Genomic DNA, 18,499 nt, shown 5'->3' with positions numbered 1-18,499 from the left:
AGGGAGTTGCCAGTGTGAACGTTCGCATTATTATATCAAGTCTATTGTTTATATTCATTTACAACGGTCTATTATTTTATATTGGATGGAATGGCTGGGTTTGGTTACAGCACTTTTTCACCATCAACTTATTTGTTTATACGCTCGTTATCATTGCTTTGGGATATTCTTATATTTTATCTCGGTTTATTGAGATGTCTTTTTTGAAATTAATTGGCTCCTGTTGGTTCGCGGTTATGCAATATGCACTCTTATTATTGCCAATAGCTAATCTAGCGGTATGGCTGATGGGCATGATCGGAGTAGACCGTGAAATGAGCATTATAGGAACTGGTTGGGTCACAGTTCTTGTGTTTATTTTTATTTTTGCTTATGGTCTCTTTAATGCGTATAGTCCAGTAATTAGACGGTATCAAATTGAAATTCCGAAGAAAGTATCTAAACAAAAAATGATGAAAATAGTTGTTGCTTCAGATATGCACTTTGGTACTCTCTCTGGTAAAGCACATCTGAACCGGTTGGTGACACTCGTAAACGGATTAAGGCCAGATCTTATTTTATTACCAGGCGATATTATTGACGATAACCCAAAGCCATTTATAAAAAAAAAGATGGACGATAAGATGAGAGAATTAACAGCTCCATTAGGGGTATATGGTGTTTTAGGCAACCATGAATACTATGGTGGTCAGATTCCTTGGTTCACTAAGATTATGAACGAGATTGACATCAGAATTTTACAGGACGAGATCATTAATATAGAAGGAATGTGCTATTTAGTTGGTCGCAAAGACAAAACGGATAAAAGAAGAAAAACGATTAAAGAATTGGTGAAGGAATTGAACGATGAACTACCGATTATTATGATGGACCATCAACCTTATCAACTAGAGGAGGCCATGACAAACCAAGTGGATATAATTGTTTCTGGACACACTCATCGAGGGCAGATGGCCCCAAATCATCTTATTACAAAACGCATGTATGAGTTGGACTGGGGATATAAGAAGAAAGACCAACTACATGCATTTGTTTCTTCAGGGTTTGGATTTTGGGGACCGCCTATTCGCTTAGGTAGTCGGTCAGAGATCGTGGTAATTGATTTGACGTTTACAGGAGAATAAATAGAAGAAAAGACCAAGCATAGGCTTGGTCTTTACAATTAGAAACTAAAGCGAGGAAATACATATGGACTATCAGGTTGCTCAACAACTTCAATTTCTCTTAATTGAATGAGTGGGATTTGAATATCATGGTAGTCTGTTTTATCTAAAACACCTGTTACTCGTACCCATGTATCATTCTCAAATTGATCTGCATCTTCGGTTGAGATCATTGTCCCATAAACAGAGGCATCGGCGACACAGCATGTCATACCAAAACGAGCCACAACAAGTTGATCATCCTCAAATTCTGGTTCGCGGTAAACAAATCCTACAATTTCAATGGTTTTACCCATAAAACGGTCAATTTGCAAATCAAGGACGGTCATCATATCTAAATAGTTTTCTTCTGTTACAATAATGCGCTCTTGAGCAAGGATTTCCTCTGTAAGCTCATCATAATATTGATTATAACCTTCTTCACTGAAGTAATCCTCAGCGGTTATGTGCTCACCGTCTATATCTTCAGGAGCTGACCCATTTTCTAACTCTTCAAAGTAAGCATCAGGGTCATTAAGGAAAGCTTCAGCACGGGATGTAGAAGAACTTTCCTTTGGTGATGCTGATTTTGTCTGATCCGTTTTAATTCCTGAGCCAAATTGAATGCCACGGTTCGCAGCAACTGAGCTGTCTAACAACTTATCGGGTAATACAAAACCAAGAACAATAGGTGTAATGAAAATAGAGTAGATAAGTAGTTTTGTGACAGGTGAACCAGAGATATTGTGATCGGTCCCACAGTCACAAAGCTGCTCTTCTTCTTGTCCTTTGGCGGTGCTCCGAATGATTTGAATGACCCCAAGTAATAAGAAGACGCCCGTTGCGAAATAAACGAAAGGCATCATTGTTGGTGCAATGTAATACGTAATGTTTCCGGTGATAATAAAAGCAAGCATGAGCAAAGCAAAACCAATAAGGATAATTCCACGGATATATGCATGAAAGCCTAAATCAGATTTTTTTTCCATTCTCATTCTCCTTTCTATTAAACAATCGCTAATAACTGCAACATCACAACAGCGATAAAGACAACTGCTGTTACGACGGCCATAAAGACTAGGACAAATCTAGCTTTAAAGAAAGCAAATAGCATAATCGTATTTTTTAAATCGAGCATAGGCCCATAAACTAAGAAAGCGATTAAGGAACCTGTTGTGAAGGTACTGCCAAATGATGCGGCAACAAAAGCATCTGCTTCGGAACAAAGAGAAAGCAAGAATGCAAAAGCCATCATGACGGCGGTTGAACTCCACTCATTACTGCCGATTGCTTGTAAGAGACTACGATCGAGGAATGTTTGAAAGAGGGCAGCAATAAAAGCACCCAATATTAAAAATTTCCCCATTAAAAAGAATTCATCTGCAGCATGATAAAGGGTTTGTTTAAGTCGGTTCATTTTTCTAGGCTGGGTATTTGTCTCTAGAACCACTTGGCGACCAACTAACTCTTCTTTTGTCCATTTTAACTGATCACGATTTTTAAAGACAAGGTACAAAACTCCCCCAATCAAAATCGAAAGAACAAAGGCCAGTCCCATTCGCGCATATAATACAGTTAAATCAGTTCGGAAAGCAAAAAAGGTCGAGGCCGCAACAACAGGGTTTAAGATCGGAGCTGCAACGAGAAAGACGACTCCAACATGCAAGGGCATTCCTTTTTTTATAAGACGACGGACAATCGGAACAATGGCACATTCACAAATGGGAAAAATAGCACCTAAAATCGCAGCTGGTAGAAGGGCTGCATAAGCATTTTTTGGTAGAAACCGCTGAATGAAATCTTCTTTCACGTAAATTTGTATAAGCGCTGAAACGAATACACCTAATAGAATGAAAGGAACAGCTTCAATTACAATTCCAAGAAAAATGGTGTTTACATTTAACCATGAATCGGGAACCGTAAAACCTGCTCGTTCGTTTTTAAAAGACTCAATATTAAAAAACAATACTAAGAAAAACAACAACAATATAAAACCTAAAAAATCTTTTCCAAAAGACAGGAAAAATTGTTTGAATTTCACCATCATATTCTCCTTATCTAATCTATCAAAATAGTCCTTCCGCCATTTTAACATAAATCATGTGTGGAAAGTGTGAAGAACCATTGTGTAAAACAATTGAAATGTTTGGCATAATTTCAAATATCCTTTAGAAAAATAGGCTAGCTTCAGTGCGTCATTCCTGTTACACTACGATAGTTATCTTAGATTGAAAGTTGGTGTTGAATGTGCTTCAAGCTTTAATTATTTTTGTTGCTCAACTCATATATGTACCTGTCCTAACGCTACGTACGATTACTATGGTAAAAGGGATGAAAGGGAAAGCATCAGCACTCGGTACGCTTGAAGGAGTCATTTATGTTGTGGCAATTGCGATTGTCTTTAGTGATTTATCCAACTATTTAAATATGGCAGCCTATGCAATTGGTTTTGGGGTAGGTTTATATATAGGTCAAATCATTGAGCAAAAACTGGCAATTGGGTACGTTACAATTGAAGTGAATATAATGAATAAAAATGAGCCATTAACCGAGAGACTTCGCGAAGTAGGTTTTAGTGTATCAACGGCTGAAGTGGAAGGGATGAATGAGGCAAGACGTTTTCGTTTAGATTGTACGGCAAGGCGAGATCGAGAACAAGAGTTTATCAAGATTGTCAGCGATTATGAACCTAGCGCATTCATTGTTTCATACGAACCTCGTAATTTTAAGGGTGGATATATTACAAAAGCTATGAAAAAACGGAAAGAAAAGTTTTTGAAAAACAAGAAGAATGTCTCTTAGTTAAGAACTTGTTATTGAGAGCTAATTGTTTTTTAAAGCCATTTCATAGATGATCATCAAGAGAAGGCACATCCTATCAAAACTGATAAGGGTGTGCTTTTTGATTCTATTAAGTGTACGAAATTATGGACAGGTGTTCGGAAATGAGTACAGGATCACACTGCTCTTGATCCATATTTTATATCAGAGAAATCGTAGTCTAAAGAAAGATAATGGATACATATGTATAATAAATAAGAATTATTCCTATTTGTAAATAGAGTAATAGATGTGCTATTTTAAAAAGTAAGGGGGAAGCGGAAATGAATAATAGAATACCAGTTTTTATCCTTACGGGTTTTCTCGGGAGTGGGAAAACAACGGTTCTCAAAAGAATGCTTACTCATGAAAAAGGCCTAGGGAAAAATCCTGCATTAATTTTAAATGAACTTGGTTCTGAAAATGTAGAGAAAGAATTGTTTGAAGATGAATCGATGATTGAAATGCTTAACGGTTGTATTTGTTGTACGATCCAAGATGATATGAAATCGGAACTTGTGCAATTATTAAACATGAGACAAGACGTGGATGTTTTATTAATTGAAGGAACGGGAATTGCTAATCCAAGGGAAATTGTTGAAGCACTTACTCATCCAGACTTAATTGATCAAGTCGATATTCAATCTGTTATTGGTCTAGTAGACGCTAGCAGGTACTTAGAATACCAAAGTATCTTTCAAAGCTCTAAAGAAATTAGAGTCATGTTAAAACAACAAGTAACATCCAGTACGCTGATTATTATGAACAAAATGGATCTATTAGATGATAAAAAAATGAAAAAAGTAATAGCTAAAGTAGAAGACATTAAAAGGAAAGATGCTCCTATTGCTTTTTCCACTTTTGGAGATGTAGCAACAGAGGTACTGTTCGCTAAACGGTTTCAAACTGAAACGATAAATTTAAAGGAAAACACACACCACCACCATCATCACTCCCATCCGTTTCAGGCATTGAAAATTTCAGGGTTTGAAGCTGTCTCTAAAGGGAAATTTAAAAGTTGGTTAAATGGTCAAGAACAGTCCTTAGTAAGAGCCAAAGGGTATGTTCGTTTTCAGGAAGATGACACTCTGTATTCCTTTCAATATGCATCTGGCCAATTACAGCTCATTCCACTTGAATCCAACTCAGAAACATGTATGATTTTAATTGGAAGCGATTTAGATCAAAACGCCCTTACTTCATCATTTGATCAATTTGTCAGGCAGATTCATTGAATTCATTAAGAATTTACTCCAGAATAAGGAAGGAAGAAGTTTAATTGAAGGAGTGATTTTGTGAAGGTACTTGTAATTGGCGCAAATGGGCAAGTAGCGAGACACACACTCGCTAAATTAAAGGAAGAGGGACATCAAGTAGTAGCGATGATTCGAGAGTCTGCACAAGCTAATGAGGTAAGGAATTTAGGCGCAGATGATACGGTTGTAGCTGATTTAGAGTCAAGTTTTGATCATGCTTTTAAAGAGGTGGATGCCGTTATTTTTGCGGCTGGTTCTGGAGGGCATACAGGAGCAGATAAGACGATTCTAATTGATCTCTGGGGAGCGATCAAAGCAGTAGACATAGCTGAAAGACTTGGGGTAAAAAGGTTTATCATGCTTAGTTCTATGGGAACGGTTGATCCAGACAAAAGTGAACGGATCAAGCACTATCTCGTTGCAAAGAAATTGGCTGATGACCATTTGATAAGATCCTCCCTTACTTATACAATTGTTCGACCTGGCAGTTTAACAAATGATGCAGCGCAAAAGTATATTAAGTTAGAAGAAGAAATACAAGTACGTGATGCTACAATTACACGAGAAGATGTAGCAATCGTGCTAGCAAAAGTAGTGAACTTAGAAAATACGTTTGGAAAAACATTCGAAATACTAAATGGCAAAGCCCCTATCGAGGAATCGCTACGCCAATTATAAGATTAAGGTTACGTAGGCTCTGCTTGCGTAACTTTTTTTCTTAAAGAATACATTAAAATGGTTCTTGGCTAAGTAGAAGTAACGTTATGAATCACCTTCATGAATGGGTTTATCATGGTATAATTTACAAAAAAAAGAAAAGGGTGACTTCTTGTGAAGAAAACCAACACAAAACTCTCAAGTGATCTTGTCCATACATTTTCAATCGTCGGATTTGATCCAAGTACGGCGGAGCTTGGAGTGGCAGTAGCATCCAAATTTTTAGAAGTTGGTTCGATTTAATTGAGAATTTTGATGAATGGGTTCTTGATGTTGGTTTAATTGATCAAAAAGTGTTGGATTTTATGGAACAATTAGCAGAACAGATGAAATAGATCGACTTCAGTCAAGAGGTAGACGAGAGAACCTCTTGTAGTTAGGGGAATGTGATGAGTGCTGTTCTTGGTTTGATACAAGAAATGCTAGTTTTATTAGTCATTGCTTTAATTGGCTTTGTGATGAGAAGAAAAAGTATTTTACCAAAAGAGACAAACTTTGTGCTTACTCAAGTCATTTTATATATTACTCTGCCTTGTTTAATTATTTACTCGATGGATGTAACTTTTTCTATGTCTTTATTAGTGGATATCTCATGGTTGTTAGGACTCTCGATTTTTGCACTATTAATGGCATCATTGATAGGCTATTGGATGAGAAAGAAGGCCAATTTAGATACAGAGCGCGAAGGTGTTTATGAGGCAGCGATCATTTTCGGCAATCAAGGATTTATGGGGTATGCAATTGCTTTTCTTCTATTTGGTGAAATTGGGGTATTGTATACAGCTTTTTTTATGATTTTTTTTCTGTTTTATGTATGGACTTATATCATTTATGTCGTGGCACGAGTGGGGCAGAAGGTGACTTGGAAACAGCTCGTTTTAAACCCAGGTGTATTAGCCACATCGATTGGGTTTATCGTGATGGTCCTTCCTTTTCATTGGCCACCTCTTTTCTCTAGTGTCCTAATTGATATCGGGACGATGACTTTGCCATTATCTATGATATTAATTGGGAGTTTGCTAGCGGCCATCAACTTTAAAGAATTTAAGCAACTTATGAAAAATAAATATATTTGGTATGCTACTGGTGCTAAGTTACTGTTGATTCCTTTGATGTTAGCTCCCTTTCTTTGGCTCCCAGTTTCTACAACCGTTATTGGAGTTGCACTATTAGTAACGGCTACTCCATCAGCCCCTACTGTTCCAATGTTTGCTCAAAAATACGGGGGAGATGTCACCTTTTCTTCAGTAATCGTGGCTACTACGACTATTTTATGTGTGCTCACAATTCCTGTTTTGTATGCCTTCATATTACTGATTAGATGAAAGGAGCCAGAAATCCATATAGTGGATCTCTGGCTCTAAACCTTATAATTCAATAATCATACTATTGTCTAAGAAGAAGTAGACAAAGATTGCTGCAGCGAAGCAGTAGATCGCGAAGTATACGAGCTTACTTTTCTTCAGAAAATCAATTAGCCAAACAATACCTAGCCAAGAAAAAATGAAGGTTACGATAAACGAAACGATTAAAGCAATTACTCCAACTTCTGATACCATAGCACCATCCCTAAAATCGCCGATAGCTAATACACTTGATCCAAGAATAACAGGAATGGATAGTAAGAAAGAATAGCGAACCGCTGTATCGCGACTTAATCCGGCAAATAAAGCTGTAATAAGGGTAGCGCCGGATCTAGAAATACCAGGAATAACAGCTAGTGTTTGACCTAGACCAACGATAATCGAATCACGAAATGTCATATCTCTTTCTGTACGATTTCCATAACGGACAAATCGTTCAATAACGATAAGGAAAAAACCAGTGACAGCTAAGGCAATCGCGATAAAAGGAGGTGTCTTAAGTGATGCCCCTACAAAGTCCTCCAGGAGCATACCGAGTACACCAGTAATTCCTGTTGCGACAATAATGTATAGTCCAAAGAAAAACTGAGTGCGATTATAACGTGACCGATTGGCAAAGTAACCAAAGAATCCTCTTATTACTTCGACTAAATCTTGTCTAAAGTAAATCACAACTGCTAAAATTGAAGCGAAATGAAGAAAAATTTCGAAACCAAATCCAGGGAATGAATAGCCAAGAAGAATTTGTGTAATAACAATGTGCGCTGTACTTGAGATCGGTAAAAACTCGGTTATACCTTGTACAATTCCAAATATAATAGCTTCGATAACTGACATATGTTAAATCCGTCCTTTCATAATAAAGGCAGCGTTTTTGAATGAAAAAGCACTACCTGACTCATTCTATCAAAATAATCTTTTTTCGAAAAGCTAGGATTGTTAATTAATTGTCACCGATGTTCTTGCCTTTTAAAGAAATACCTCACTATAATAAACTTATGGACTAGATATTGGAGGAACACTATGAAACGGAATGCAACAATAATGGTACTAGGTGTAGCAGCTATCCTTTTAATAGCAATCATCTTTTTCCAGGACCGTCAAGAAATCGGAAGTCAGCCTGGGATGATCGCAGAAAATTTCTCATTACCCATGCATAATCAAGATGCTGGAGAACTAAATGATTACAGTGGTGATGTCATCATCTTAAATATGTGGGCCTCATGGTGTGAGCCTTGTCGCGATGAGATGCCAGATCTGATGCGGTTGCAAGCAGATTATGAAGCTGAGGGGCTTACAATTCTCACGGTTAATATGCAAAAATTAGAACGTACGTTAACAGATGCTCCTCGTTTTATCGAGGAGCTTGAGATCAATCTTCCTGTATTTTTTGACGAAGATGGCGTAGTGTATGAACGTTACAATATAATTGGGATGCCGACTACTTATATTATAAGTAGAGACGGAACCATTGAGCATCTTATTAGAGGCGAAGTCCACTACGAGGGACTAGAAACCTTAATTGAACCCCTACTATAATATAAAGGTGAGTTTTTTATCCTTTTTGTACTTCTCGAAACATTAAGCGTTGGATTCATACGCTTAATGTTTTTTTTGCACATTTACTTAGCCAATGTTTTCAATAGAATCACAAGAGAGATTCCTTTTTCTGTACTACTTGAATAAAGGTATCTTGATATTGGTTACAATAAGAAAATATGGCATTTTTGGTAAAAAGCTTAGTTGAGGCGTGAGACTATGTATAAACAAATGGTAACGAAGGTTATAGACATTCAATTTGAAAATGAGAAGATACAAAAGTTAAAGACTGACAAAGGATCTAAGCGTGCGATTTTATATAAATGCTTATCACCATCTGTAGAAGTAGGAGCTGACGTTGTCGTCAATGTTACAGCAACTGATTTGCAGCTAGGTACAGGTGGATGGGACATCGTTCGAGAAGTCATTCCGGTTAAAAATTGGAGCGATGAAGCAGTTCAAGGTCACATAATGAAACTACGCTACACTCCCATTCAGCACAGTGTAATGGCTATTGAATCACAAGAAAGCGAGTATCATCATCTGTTTACAAAATCATTCACTTTAAAAGGAAGCCCTGTTTGGCTTGCGGAATTACATAGTATGGTTCCGCTTTTTTATTTTGTTTCCCAAGAAATAAAATCGGGTAGTCGCTGCTGTGTCATTTTCGATGATCAAGCCGGTTTAGCTTTAGCTATGAGCGATCAACTTAGAGCCTTACATCAACAGGGCCGTTTTCATTCCATTACAGTTGGTCAAGCTTTTGGCGGTGAATTTGAGGCTGTTACAATCGCCTCCGCCTTACAATTTGCAAAAAATACATTAGAGGCAGATTTTATTGTTATTTCTGTTGGACCAGGTGTTGTAGGTACAGGAACACGTTTTGGTTTCTCCGGGATGATTATGTCTCACTGGTCTCACACAATTAGTGCCCTTGAAGGTGTTCCTATTTGGATTCCTCGATTGTCATTTGCAGACTCCAGACAAAGGCATAGTGGACTAAGTCATCACACCCTAACCCCACTTTGTCAATTTACGTTTAAGGAAGCTGTTTTGCCAATTCCATACTTAGAGGAAAAGAATCGTCAGAAGCTTATGGAACAATTAGAATCATACCGTCCTTATCACGTAGAACACCAAATACATTTCTCTTTAGAGGATTACGTTACGGAAATGGTCACTCATGCTTTGAAAAGAGCTAGATTGCCAATTCAGACGATGGGTCGCAAGTATGAAGATGATCCGTTATTCTTTTGTGCAGTTGCTGAGGCAATTCGGGTAGGACTTTTGACGACAGGTTGATGATGGACACTTTCAACCCAATCTTCGACTAAATCAAATGATTTTTTAGCTTGATTTAACTTAGCTTTAATTTCCCAAGCCTTCCCTGCCAATACAATTCCTTTATCGTGAACGTAGATTTTCATTTGGGCTCGTCCTTTCCTATGAGAGGTATGCTACACTTTTATGAAGGAATGAGAAAAAAAAGAACCAATTAATGGAGGGAGAAAAAAGATGGACCATTTATATGAAAAAACAACCAAAACAACTGAGATTTTCAAAGGACGTGTTATAGAGTTACAAATAGAAGAAGTTGAACTTCCTAATGGAAAAACGAGTACCCGGGAGGTTGTGAAACATCCAGGCGCTGTTGCAGTGATACCAATAACGAAAGTAGGAAAAATCGTTCTGGTAAGGCAATATCGAAAAGCGTTAGACAAGGTCATTGTAGAAATTCCAGCAGGCAAACTTGAAGTAGGCGAAGATCCACTTGATTCTGCTATGAGAGAACTTGAAGAAGAAACAGGCTATAAAACAGAAAAGCTAGAGTTTATTCTCTCTTTTTACACGTCACCAGGTTTTGCTGATGAAATCGTTTATTTATATGCAACGGATAAACTAGAAAAGGGTCTAAGTCAAACAGATGATGATGAATTTCTGGATGTGTTAGAAGTGACTCTTGAAGAAGCAGAGCAAATGGTAAACAATCAAACGATTCACGATGCTAAGACAGCGTACGCAATTCAATACTTGAAAATGAGAGAGTTGAAAAAGCCGTGATAGAATTACAAGACTATGTTGCTGATTTACATATACATATTGGACGAACTCGGTTAGGAGCAGCCGTTAAGATAACGGCTGCTCCTTCGTTGACCTTAAAATCTATTATCCATTTTGCAAGAGAGGTAAAAGGGGTTGACATCATTGGAGTGATCGATTGTCATGTCCCAGAAGTTATCAATGAAATTGAAGATGATTTATTAAGCGGTGTCGCATTTGAGAAAACGGAAGGGGGGATCGAATATTCAGGTGTTACGCTTTTGTTGGGGTCTGAAATTGAACTTTATGATGAAAACTGTCATGGACCGATTCATATCCTTGCTTACCTTCCAACCATAGTAGCGATGCGTGAGTTTAGTGAATGGATGGCTCGTCGCATGAAAAATCCATCATTAAGTTCTCAGAGAATATATGAGAAAGCAAAAGTGCTTCAGAGGAAAGTTCGTGACCTTAAAGGATTGTTCATTCCTGCTCATGCTTTTACTCCCTTTAAAAGTTTATATGGTAAAGGTGTTAAAGAAAGTTTGGCCGAGGTATTTGATCCGCATCTAATTGACGCGATAGAATTAGGGCTAAGTAGTGATACAAAGATGGCCGATCAAATTAATGAATTACACAACTATCCTTTTTTAACGAATTCCGACGCACACTCTTTAGAAAAAATAGCAAGGGAGTATCAGATAGTAAGGTTAAAAGATCCATCATTTGAGGAAGTGCATAAAGCTCTTCAGAATACAGATGGAAGGGGGATTAAAGCTAATTTTGGTTTGAACCCGTTATTAGGAAAATACTATAATACCATTTGTGCGAAATGCTCAGTAACATCAGACACTCGAACTTGTTTAGCTTGTGGATCAACCAAATTTATTAAGGGGGTCTCTGACCGTTTAAAGGAGTTGGCTTCTTCAAATATGAATGAAAACCAGAGACCCCCTTACCAACACCAGGTTCCCCTGGAATTTATACCTAAACTTGGCAAGAAAACATTGGGAAAGTTACGTGACCACTTTGGAACGGACATGAATATTATTCATCACGTTACGGAAGAACAACTCAACCGCATTGTTACAGGTAAAATTTCTTCTGCTATTCTTGCTGCAAGGCAAGGAACTCTTTCTATTAAGGCGGGTGGTGGAGGAATGTATGGGAAGGTAGAATAAAATAGGGAGCTAGCAAGCAAAAGATAAAACTACCTTTTTTAATAACCTACATATCATAGTCATAGATTTCGGACTTGTCTCATAGATTGGAGTAAGAGCAAAAGAGGAGGTCATGACGTAATGAAGTACGGTTTAAGAGAGATGATATCTGCCCATCTGGAAGAAAATCGAACGATATACGTTTTTACGACAGTATTATTTCTTATTGGGATTGTATTTGGAGCGATCATTGTTAACAGCTTGAGCTTAACGCAAAAGCATGATTTATATATGTACTTAAATCAATTTTTTGGACATGTTCAAGAAGGAGAGCTTGCTCAATCCTCAGCTATTTTCAGTCAGAGTTTTGCCCATTATGCTAAGTACTTTGGCTTGATGTGGATTTTAGGATTATCAATTATAGGGTTGCCTGTTATTCTGATTCTTCTATTTCTAAAAGGGGTTGTTGTTGGGTTCACAGTGGGATTCTTAGTCAATCAAATGGGTATGGCAGGATTCTTCCTATCTTTCGTCTCAATTATGCCTCAAAACTTCATTTTAGTTCCAGCTTTTATTATTGTCGGAACAGCTAGTATCTCATTTTGTCTTAAAATGGTCAGGCAACAATTTATGAAACGAACTAATATGCCCATCTTTCCGCAGTTTATGAAATATTCATTACTCATCCTTTGTGTGGGATCAGCTCTTGTGTTCGCATCGGCTTTTGAAGCATATGTTTCACCGGTCTTAATGCGATGGGTCATCACAACAGGAGTTTGATTATAATGATTATCACTTACTATTGATTATAACTAATTAAGTAATAATCATTATCGATTGACACTGTTTTTTTGAATGATTATAATGAAAGGAGGTAAAAGGGTTGAGGGGAGGCATGAAAGATGGAGAAACGACTCGAACGAATAAAAAAACATCTGCACTCACAAAGTTATAAGCTTACTCCGCAAAGAGAAGCAACGGTAAGAGTGTTGCTTGAACACGAAGAAGACCATTTAAGTGCAGAGGATGTTTACCTCCTCGTAAAAGAAAAATCACCTGAGATCGGACTAGCTACTGTTTATCGTACTCTTGAATTATTAGCAGAGCTGAAAATAGTAGATAAGATAAATTTTGGAGATGGTGTTTCTCGTTTTGATTTACGTCAAGAAGGAGCTGCACATTTTCATCATCATCTCGTGTGTATTGAATGTGGAGCAGTGGATGAGATCCAAGAAGATTTACTCGGGGATGTAGAAGAAGTCGTAGAACGCGATTGGAACTTTAAAATTAAGGACCACCGTTTAACATTTCACGGGATCTGTCATCGTTGTCATGATAAAGAGACCAAGACAGGAACGGAAGAATAAAGTAGACAAAAAGTCTTGTTCTTTAGGAACAGGCTTTTTTTGTTGATTCTTTCGGATACGTATGTTGGTAGAGTGCCAATGCTGCGTTCTTTTCTATGGAACTAAAAGCCAGTTAAGGATGAAGTTGCTGAAAATGCATTAAAGTTGCTGAAAATGCATTAAAGTTGCTGAAATGTGTGATCAGCATGATGGATGTGGCACTGGCTTGGCACGCTGCGCACCGTTTCTGAGAAGAGCACTCAGAGACAGCTTAAAACCAGGCATCGGCTCAACTCAGTGCTCAGATTATAATCAAAAAGGTAAAAACCACCCTTTTTGATTATAGTCTGGTATATTCTCTATACTTTTTGGCATAGCTTGTATTAAGGGCTTAATGACAAGAAAGTCAAAAGCGGAGGTATGTCCCATGAGGTCATGGTTTTATTTAGTCATTCAAACTTTAAAAGTGTTTCTCTTATTTATGGGATGCACACTTCTCTTCTATTATGGTATTCTATGGGTAAGTCAAGAATATGAAAGCTACCATCGCTATGATGAGCCTCAAGGTAAGGCTGTAAAAGTATTTCAAATGGAGACTAGTGGTGCGAATTCGACTACTTGGATTGAACGTTTAATGATGTTTTACCGAGAAGGAGAATAGTAGTTAGCTCATAATGGGAGCGATTTAATTGGGTAATGAGATAACTGAGTTTTTACATTACATACAAGTGGAACGCGGCTTGGCCAAAAATACGATTCAATCGTATGAGAGAGATTTAAAGCAGTACGAGCTCTTTGTCAAAAATGTTGAAAATACAATGGATATTAACCAAATTGATCGGCAGACCATTCTTCACTATTTATATTTTCTTAAAGAACAAGGTCGCGCTGAAACAACCATTGCTAGATCCATTGCTTCCATCAGAGCCTTTCACCAATTTGCTTTGCGTGAAAAGTTAGCTGAGCAAGATCCTTCTGTACATTTAGACATTCCAAAAAGGGCTAAACGTTTGCCTAAAGTATTATCCATGCAAGAGGTTGAAGCGTTATTGGCAGTGCCTTTGGAAAAACATCCTATTTCTCGTCGGAATAGAGCGATGCTAGAAACGCTCTATGCTACCGGTATGCGAGTTTCAGAATTAATAAATTTAACTGTAACAGATACGCATTTAACGATGGGTTTTGTCAGATGCATTGGAAAAGGGAACAAAGAGAGAATTATCCCATTAGGCGGTGAAGCAACCAAAGCTTTACAAAGGTATCTAGAAGACAGTCGCCTAACGCTTTTGAAAAAAAATCGTCATGATGTATTATTTGTGAATCATCACGGCAAACCATTATCGAGGCAAGGATTTTGGAAAATTTTAAAACAACTTGCTGAAAAAGCAAATATTAATAAGCCATTAACTCCACATACGTTAAGGCATTCATTTGCTACTCATTTGCTTGAAAATGGGGCAGATCTTAGGGCAGTTCAAGAAATGCTAGGTCATGTTGATATTTCAACTACACAAATATACACTCATGTTACGAAAACCAGAATGAAAGAGGTCTATGCTCAGCATCATCCACGAGCATAGAATTTTTATATCGCAAGAGGTCAGACTTCTGACAACTAAATAGTTGTCAAATTTGGATGAAAGTAGGGCATAGTATAAAAAAAGGGGGAATCTAATCTTGAGTACGTTTCGATTTGAACGGGTGTTTTTAATAGTTATGGATTCTGTTGGAATTGGTGAGGCGCCTGATGCAGCTGAATTTGGAGATGTAGGTTCTCATACTTTAAAGCATATTGCTGAAAAAATGAATGGTCTTAATATGCCGAATATGGCCAATTTAGGTCTAAGCCACATTGATGAAATACCAGGGATTGAAAAAGTAGAAAAACCACTTGCACATTATGGAATCATGCAAGAAGCATCAAGTGGTAAAGATACGATGACTGGTCATTGGGAGATAATGGGTTTAAATATTCAAGAACCGTTTCAAGTATTTCCTGATGGATTTCCAGAAGAGTTAGTAGCAGAGTTAGAGAAACAATGGGGCCGTAAGATGATTGGTAACAAAGTAGCGTCTGGTACTGAAATACTAGATGAACTAGCAGCTGAACATGTTAAGACGGGAGATTTAATTGTCTATACTTCGGCTGATTCGGTTCTACAAATTGCGGCACATGAGGATGTGGTACCAATAGAGGAATTGTATGAGATTTGTGAGAAAGCTCGGAAACTGACTCTTGACCCGAAATACATGGTAGGTCGTATTATCGCTCGTCCTTTTGTTGGAAGGGAAAATAAATGGGAACGTACTCCGAATCGTCATGATTATGCACTAAAGCCATTTGAACGTACAGTTATGAATGAGCTTGCTGATAATGGTTTGGATTCAATAGCCATAGGGAAGATCTCTGATATTTATGATGGTGAAGGCATTACAGAATCTATCCGTACGGTTTCGAATGATGATGGAATGGAAAAACTGCTTGAGACCATTCGCAAGCCATTTACAGGTCTTAGTTTCATAAACTTGGTTGATTTCGATGCGAAGTATGGTCATAGACGAGATCCTATAGGTTACGGACAGGCGCTTGAACAATATGACTTGCAATTAAAGCAGGTCTTGGAGGAGCTTGGAGAGAAAGATCTATTAATCATTACTGCAGATCATGGGAATGATCCTACTCATCCTGGGACAGATCACACACGCGAGTATGTTCCTTTACTCGTGTACAACAAAAGGCAGTCAGAAGCAAGAGATTTAGGGAAGCGTCAGACGTTTGCTGATATTGGAGCGACGATTGCGGATAACTTTGCCGTAACACTCCCTAAGCATGGCACTAGTTTTTTACAGAAGTTATAGGAGGGAAATATGTTGAATTCGATTGAACAAACTGCATCATTTTTGAAAGACAAAGTGAATCAAGCACCAGAAATAGGTCTTATTTTAGGGTCGGGTCTTGGTATACTTGCAGAGGAAATTCAGAACCCAATTAAAGTTCCATATAACGAGATCCCTAATTTCCCAGTTTCAACGGTTGCGGGACATGCAGGTCAATTAGTTTTTGGAACATTAGAAGGGAAGCAAGTAGTAGCAATGCAAGGGCGTTTCCACTTTTACGAGGGTTATAGCATGGAAGTCGTCACTTTCCCTGTTCGAGTGATGAAAGCATTAGGCATAAGTCAGATGATTGTTACAAATGCTGCTGGTGGTGTGAATGAGGCTTATGAAGCAGGAAATCTCATGATTATTAAAGACCAAATTAATAATATGGGGCAGAATCCATTGATAGGGCCTAATGACGACTCAATGGGTGTACGTTTCCCAGATATGTCGACTGCTTATTCGGAGCGTTTGCGGAAGTTAGCACGTGAAAAAGCAACGAGCTTAAATATCGGCATTCAAGAAGGAGTTTATGTTGGAAATACAGGACCTGCATATGAAACACCAGCTGAGGTAAGAATGCTTCGTGTGATGGGAGCAGATGCGGTTGGAATGTCAACCGTACCAGAAGTGATTGTAGCTCGTCATGCTGGACTTGAGGTTCTCGGAATCTCTTGTATTTCAAACATGGCTGCAGGCATTTTGCCACAACCGTTGTCGCATGATGAAGTCATAGAAACGACCGAACGTGTAAAATCAGATTTCTTATCATTAGTGAAAGCGATTGTGATGGATATGTAGTACACCTTTTGAAATAGTTATGGATCTACATAAAAGTGTGGCTGATTAAAAGCCAAATTGAAGTATAAAATAGTGAAAATTTTTATGTACTTTTTAAAAAGGGAGTGACGCAAATGCGTATGGTTGACCTTATAGAAAAGAAAAGAGATGGCCATGAATTGACGAAAGAGGAAATTCGGTTTGTGGTTGATGGCTATACAAAAGGCGACATCCCGGATTATCAAGTTTCAGCTTTCGCGATGGCCATTTTCTTCCAAGACATGTCGACAAATGAGCGAGCTGAATTAACAATGGCGATGGTGGAGTCAGGGGATCAAATTGATTTATCTGCAATTGAAGGCATAAAAGTTGATAAGCATTCAACAGGAGGAGTTGGAGATAAGACTACGATTGCTCTTGCTCCACTAGTGGCTGCCGTAGGTGTACCTGTTGCTAAAATGTCAGGGAGAGGCCTCGGCCATACTGGAGGAACCATTGATAAGCTAGAGGCCATTCCAGGCTTCAGTGTGGAAATTGATACAAACCAATTTACGAAACTGGTTAATAATAATAAACTTGCAGTGGTTGGGCAGACAGGTAATTTGACTCCTGCAGACAAAAAGCTTTATGCTCTTCGTGATGTGACCGCAACGGTGAACTCTATTCCTCTCATTGCTAGCTCGATCATGAGTAAGAAAATAGCTTCTGGTGCAGATGCGATCGTTTTAGATGTGAAAACTGGATCAGGGGCTTTCATGAAGGAACTTGATCAGTCGAAAGAGTTAGCCGAAGCGATGGTGGCGATTGGGAAAAGTCTTGGACGTGATACGATGGCGATTATCTCTGACATGAATCAGCCACTTGGACGTACGATTGGTAATTCTCTTGAAGTAAGAGAAGCAATTGATATGCTGCGGGGAGAAGGGCCAGAAGACCTAAGGGAACTTTGCCTAACACTAGGAAGCCAAATGGTTTATTTAGCAAAAAAAGCTCCTTCAATTGAAAAGGCTCGCACCATGTTGGTGGATGTCATTGCAAATGGAAGAGCACTTGAGACATTAAAGGTTTTTATCGAGTCTCAAAATGGAGATGCCTCTATTGTAGACTCTCCTGAAAAACTACCTACAGCGAATTATCAAATTGAAGTAAAGGCGAAAGAATCGGGTAGCGTTTCATCTATTGTCGCTGATAAAATGGGGACAGCGGCTATGTTACTTGGGGCAGGTCGTGCGACAAAAGATTCTACGATTGATTTAGCTGTTGGAATTGTGTTGAATAAAAAAATGGGAGATCCGGTTGAACTGGGAGATTCATTAGTGACGATACATGCAAACCAGCAAGATGTTCAGCATGTAGTAGAGATGATTTCTTCCGCCTATTCGATTTCAAAATCAACTGTTGAAAAACCAACATTGATTTATGATGAAATCTATTAATTAATAATTGAACGAACTA

At 38.2% G+C, this 18,499-nt stretch carries 21 protein-coding genes; 17 read left to right on the top strand and 4 right to left on the bottom strand.

Annotation, left to right across the window (positions count from 1 at the left end; translation table 11 throughout):
• The first annotated feature begins 14 nt into the window (after positions 1 to 14).
• Positions 15 to 1,124 carry a metallophosphoesterase gene (locus PQ474_RS05870; RefSeq protein WP_273841108.1) on the top strand — a complete coding sequence of 370 codons (1,110 nt, stop codon included), beginning with the start codon at positions 15 to 17 and terminating at the stop codon, positions 1,122 to 1,124.
• 38 nt (positions 1,125 to 1,162) lie between these two features.
• Here the strand turns inward: PQ474_RS05870 and PQ474_RS05865 are convergent, their stop codons facing one another.
• Both PQ474_RS05865 and PQ474_RS05860 read right to left on the bottom strand, forming a co-directional pair.
• A complete protein-coding gene (locus tag PQ474_RS05865; protein ID WP_273841107.1) occupies positions 1,163 to 2,131 on the bottom strand; it encodes a TIGR03943 family putative permease subunit in 969 nt (322 codons plus the stop codon).
• Between the two features lie 17 nt (positions 2,132 to 2,148).
• The gene (locus tag PQ474_RS05860) at positions 2,149 to 3,186 is read right to left on the bottom strand and encodes a permease (protein WP_273841106.1); all 1,038 of its coding nucleotides are present in this window, start codon (positions 3,184 to 3,186) and stop codon (positions 2,149 to 2,151) included.
• Between the two features lie 203 nt (positions 3,187 to 3,389).
• Here PQ474_RS05860 and PQ474_RS05855 point away from each other — a divergent pair, with 203 nt between their 5' ends.
• From PQ474_RS05855 to PQ474_RS05835, 5 genes are all read left to right on the top strand, one after another.
• Positions 3,390 to 3,944 (top strand): DUF2179 domain-containing protein, encoded by a 555-nt coding sequence (locus PQ474_RS05855; protein ID WP_273841105.1) that lies wholly within the window; start codon positions 3,390 to 3,392, stop codon positions 3,942 to 3,944.
• 302 nt (positions 3,945 to 4,246) lie between these two features.
• Positions 4,247 to 5,197 carry a CobW family GTP-binding protein gene (locus PQ474_RS05850; protein ID WP_273841104.1) on the top strand — a complete coding sequence of 317 codons (951 nt, stop codon included), beginning with the start codon at positions 4,247 to 4,249 and terminating at the stop codon, positions 5,195 to 5,197.
• A 60-nt stretch (positions 5,198 to 5,257) separates the two neighbouring features.
• Positions 5,258 to 5,896, top strand: coding sequence for an SDR family oxidoreductase (locus tag PQ474_RS05845; RefSeq protein ID WP_273841103.1), 639 nt, complete (start codon positions 5,258 to 5,260; stop codon positions 5,894 to 5,896).
• A 153-nt stretch (positions 5,897 to 6,049) separates the two neighbouring features.
• On the top strand, positions 6,050 to 6,178 hold the full coding sequence (locus tag PQ474_RS05840) for a DUF1028 domain-containing protein (RefSeq protein ID WP_390292351.1): 129 nt from the start codon (positions 6,050 to 6,052) through the stop codon (positions 6,176 to 6,178).
• Between the two features lie 146 nt (positions 6,179 to 6,324).
• The gene (locus PQ474_RS05835; protein ID WP_273841102.1) at positions 6,325 to 7,260 is read left to right on the top strand and encodes an AEC family transporter; all 936 of its coding nucleotides are present in this window, start codon (positions 6,325 to 6,327) and stop codon (positions 7,258 to 7,260) included.
• Positions 7,261 to 7,302: 42 nt separating this feature from the next.
• On the opposite strand, the gene PQ474_RS05830 is transcribed toward PQ474_RS05835, so the two are convergent.
• Positions 7,303 to 8,136 (bottom strand): undecaprenyl-diphosphate phosphatase, encoded by an 834-nt coding sequence (locus PQ474_RS05830; RefSeq protein ID WP_273841101.1) that lies wholly within the window; start codon positions 8,134 to 8,136, stop codon positions 7,303 to 7,305.
• Positions 8,137 to 8,322: 186 nt separating this feature from the next.
• On the opposite strand from PQ474_RS05830, the gene PQ474_RS05825 reads away from it, so the two are divergent.
• The gene (locus PQ474_RS05825) at positions 8,323 to 8,838 is read left to right on the top strand and encodes a TlpA disulfide reductase family protein (RefSeq protein ID WP_273841100.1); all 516 of its coding nucleotides are present in this window, start codon (positions 8,323 to 8,325) and stop codon (positions 8,836 to 8,838) included.
• Between the two features lie 219 nt (positions 8,839 to 9,057).
• The gene (locus PQ474_RS05820; protein ID WP_273841099.1) at positions 9,058 to 10,140 is read left to right on the top strand and encodes a DUF3866 family protein; all 1,083 of its coding nucleotides are present in this window, start codon (positions 9,058 to 9,060) and stop codon (positions 10,138 to 10,140) included.
• Here the strand turns inward: PQ474_RS05820 and mciZ are convergent.
• Entirely contained in the window at positions 10,050 to 10,265 is a 216-nt protein-coding gene (mciZ, locus tag PQ474_RS26340) for a Z-ring formation inhibitor MciZ (protein WP_337956327.1), read from the bottom strand. The genes PQ474_RS05820 and mciZ overlap by 91 nt on opposite strands.
• A gap of 88 nt (positions 10,266 to 10,353) precedes the next feature.
• Between mciZ and PQ474_RS05810 the strand changes: the two genes are divergently transcribed.
• The 9 genes from PQ474_RS05810 (at position 10,354) to PQ474_RS05770 (ending at position 18,480) form a co-directional block, all read left to right on the top strand.
• A complete protein-coding gene (locus PQ474_RS05810; protein ID WP_273841098.1) occupies positions 10,354 to 10,899 on the top strand; it encodes an NUDIX hydrolase in 546 nt (181 codons plus the stop codon).
• A complete protein-coding gene (locus PQ474_RS05805) occupies positions 10,896 to 12,059 on the top strand; it encodes an endonuclease Q family protein (RefSeq protein ID WP_273841097.1) in 1,164 nt (387 codons plus the stop codon). The genes PQ474_RS05810 and PQ474_RS05805 overlap by 4 nt, the downstream gene beginning before the upstream one ends.
• Positions 12,060 to 12,179: 120 nt before the next feature.
• The gene (gene spoIIM, locus PQ474_RS05800; protein ID WP_273841096.1) at positions 12,180 to 12,818 is read left to right on the top strand and encodes a stage II sporulation protein M; all 639 of its coding nucleotides are present in this window, start codon (positions 12,180 to 12,182) and stop codon (positions 12,816 to 12,818) included.
• Between the two features lie 122 nt (positions 12,819 to 12,940).
• Positions 12,941 to 13,405 carry a ferric iron uptake transcriptional regulator gene (gene fur / locus PQ474_RS05795; protein WP_273841095.1) on the top strand — a complete coding sequence of 155 codons (465 nt, stop codon included), beginning with the start codon at positions 12,941 to 12,943 and terminating at the stop codon, positions 13,403 to 13,405.
• A 406-nt stretch (positions 13,406 to 13,811) separates the two neighbouring features.
• Entirely contained in the window at positions 13,812 to 14,045 is a 234-nt protein-coding gene (locus PQ474_RS05790; protein WP_273841094.1) for a YqzK family protein, read from the top strand.
• 28 nt (positions 14,046 to 14,073) lie between these two features.
• The gene (gene xerD, locus PQ474_RS05785; protein ID WP_273841093.1) at positions 14,074 to 14,964 is read left to right on the top strand and encodes a site-specific tyrosine recombinase XerD; all 891 of its coding nucleotides are present in this window, start codon (positions 14,074 to 14,076) and stop codon (positions 14,962 to 14,964) included.
• A 97-nt stretch (positions 14,965 to 15,061) separates the two neighbouring features.
• Positions 15,062 to 16,243 (top strand): phosphopentomutase, encoded by a 1,182-nt coding sequence (gene deoB / locus PQ474_RS05780; protein WP_273841092.1) that lies wholly within the window; start codon positions 15,062 to 15,064, stop codon positions 16,241 to 16,243.
• 9 nt (positions 16,244 to 16,252) lie between these two features.
• Positions 16,253 to 17,065, top strand: coding sequence for a purine-nucleoside phosphorylase (locus tag PQ474_RS05775; RefSeq protein ID WP_273841091.1), 813 nt, complete (start codon positions 16,253 to 16,255; stop codon positions 17,063 to 17,065).
• 113 nt (positions 17,066 to 17,178) lie between these two features.
• A complete protein-coding gene (locus tag PQ474_RS05770) occupies positions 17,179 to 18,480 on the top strand; it encodes a pyrimidine-nucleoside phosphorylase (protein ID WP_273841090.1) in 1,302 nt (433 codons plus the stop codon).
• Positions 18,481 to 18,499: the final 19 nt, after the last annotated feature.

This window comes from Halalkalibacter alkalisediminis (genome assembly GCF_028610705.1).
GTDB lineage: Bacteria > Bacillota > Bacilli > Bacillales > Bacillaceae_D > Halalkalibacter > Halalkalibacter alkalisediminis.
Note: the sequence above shows the minus strand (reverse complement) of the source record. Positions and strands in the feature narration are given on the sequence as shown.

Bases quoted from the DNA above. Each gene is read 5' to 3' on its own strand.
- PQ474_RS05820 (WP_273841099.1), top strand. From the start codon at position 9,058: ATGTATAAACAAATGGTAACGAAGGTTATAGACATTCAATTTGAAAAT.
- PQ474_RS05860 (WP_273841106.1), bottom strand. From the start codon at position 3,186: ATGGTGAAATTCAAACAATTTTTCCTGTCTTTTGGAAAAGATTTTTTA.
- PQ474_RS05770 (WP_273841090.1), top strand. From the start codon at position 17,179: ATGCGTATGGTTGACCTTATAGAAAAGAAAAGAGATGGCCATGAATTG.
- PQ474_RS05835 (WP_273841102.1), top strand. From the start codon at position 6,325: ATGAGTGCTGTTCTTGGTTTGATACAAGAAATGCTAGTTTTATTAGTC.
- PQ474_RS05790 (WP_273841094.1), top strand. From the start codon at position 13,812: ATGAGGTCATGGTTTTATTTAGTCATTCAAACTTTAAAAGTGTTTCTC.
- PQ474_RS05830 (WP_273841101.1), bottom strand. From the start codon at position 8,136: ATGTCAGTTATCGAAGCTATTATATTTGGAATTGTACAAGGTATAACC.
- spoIIM (WP_273841096.1), top strand. From the start codon at position 12,180: ATGAAGTACGGTTTAAGAGAGATGATATCTGCCCATCTGGAAGAAAAT.
- PQ474_RS05810 (WP_273841098.1), top strand. From the start codon at position 10,354: ATGGACCATTTATATGAAAAAACAACCAAAACAACTGAGATTTTCAAA.
- PQ474_RS05850 (WP_273841104.1), top strand. From the start codon at position 4,247: ATGAATAATAGAATACCAGTTTTTATCCTTACGGGTTTTCTCGGGAGT.
- PQ474_RS05865 (WP_273841107.1), bottom strand. From the start codon at position 2,131: ATGGAAAAAAAATCTGATTTAGGCTTTCATGCATATATCCGTGGAATT.
- PQ474_RS05825 (WP_273841100.1), top strand. From the start codon at position 8,323: ATGAAACGGAATGCAACAATAATGGTACTAGGTGTAGCAGCTATCCTT.
- mciZ (WP_337956327.1), bottom strand. From the start codon at position 10,265: ATGAAAATCTACGTTCACGATAAAGGAATTGTATTGGCAGGGAAGGCT.
- PQ474_RS05775 (WP_273841091.1), top strand. From the start codon at position 16,253: ATGTTGAATTCGATTGAACAAACTGCATCATTTTTGAAAGACAAAGTG.
- fur (WP_273841095.1), top strand. From the start codon at position 12,941: ATGGAGAAACGACTCGAACGAATAAAAAAACATCTGCACTCACAAAGT.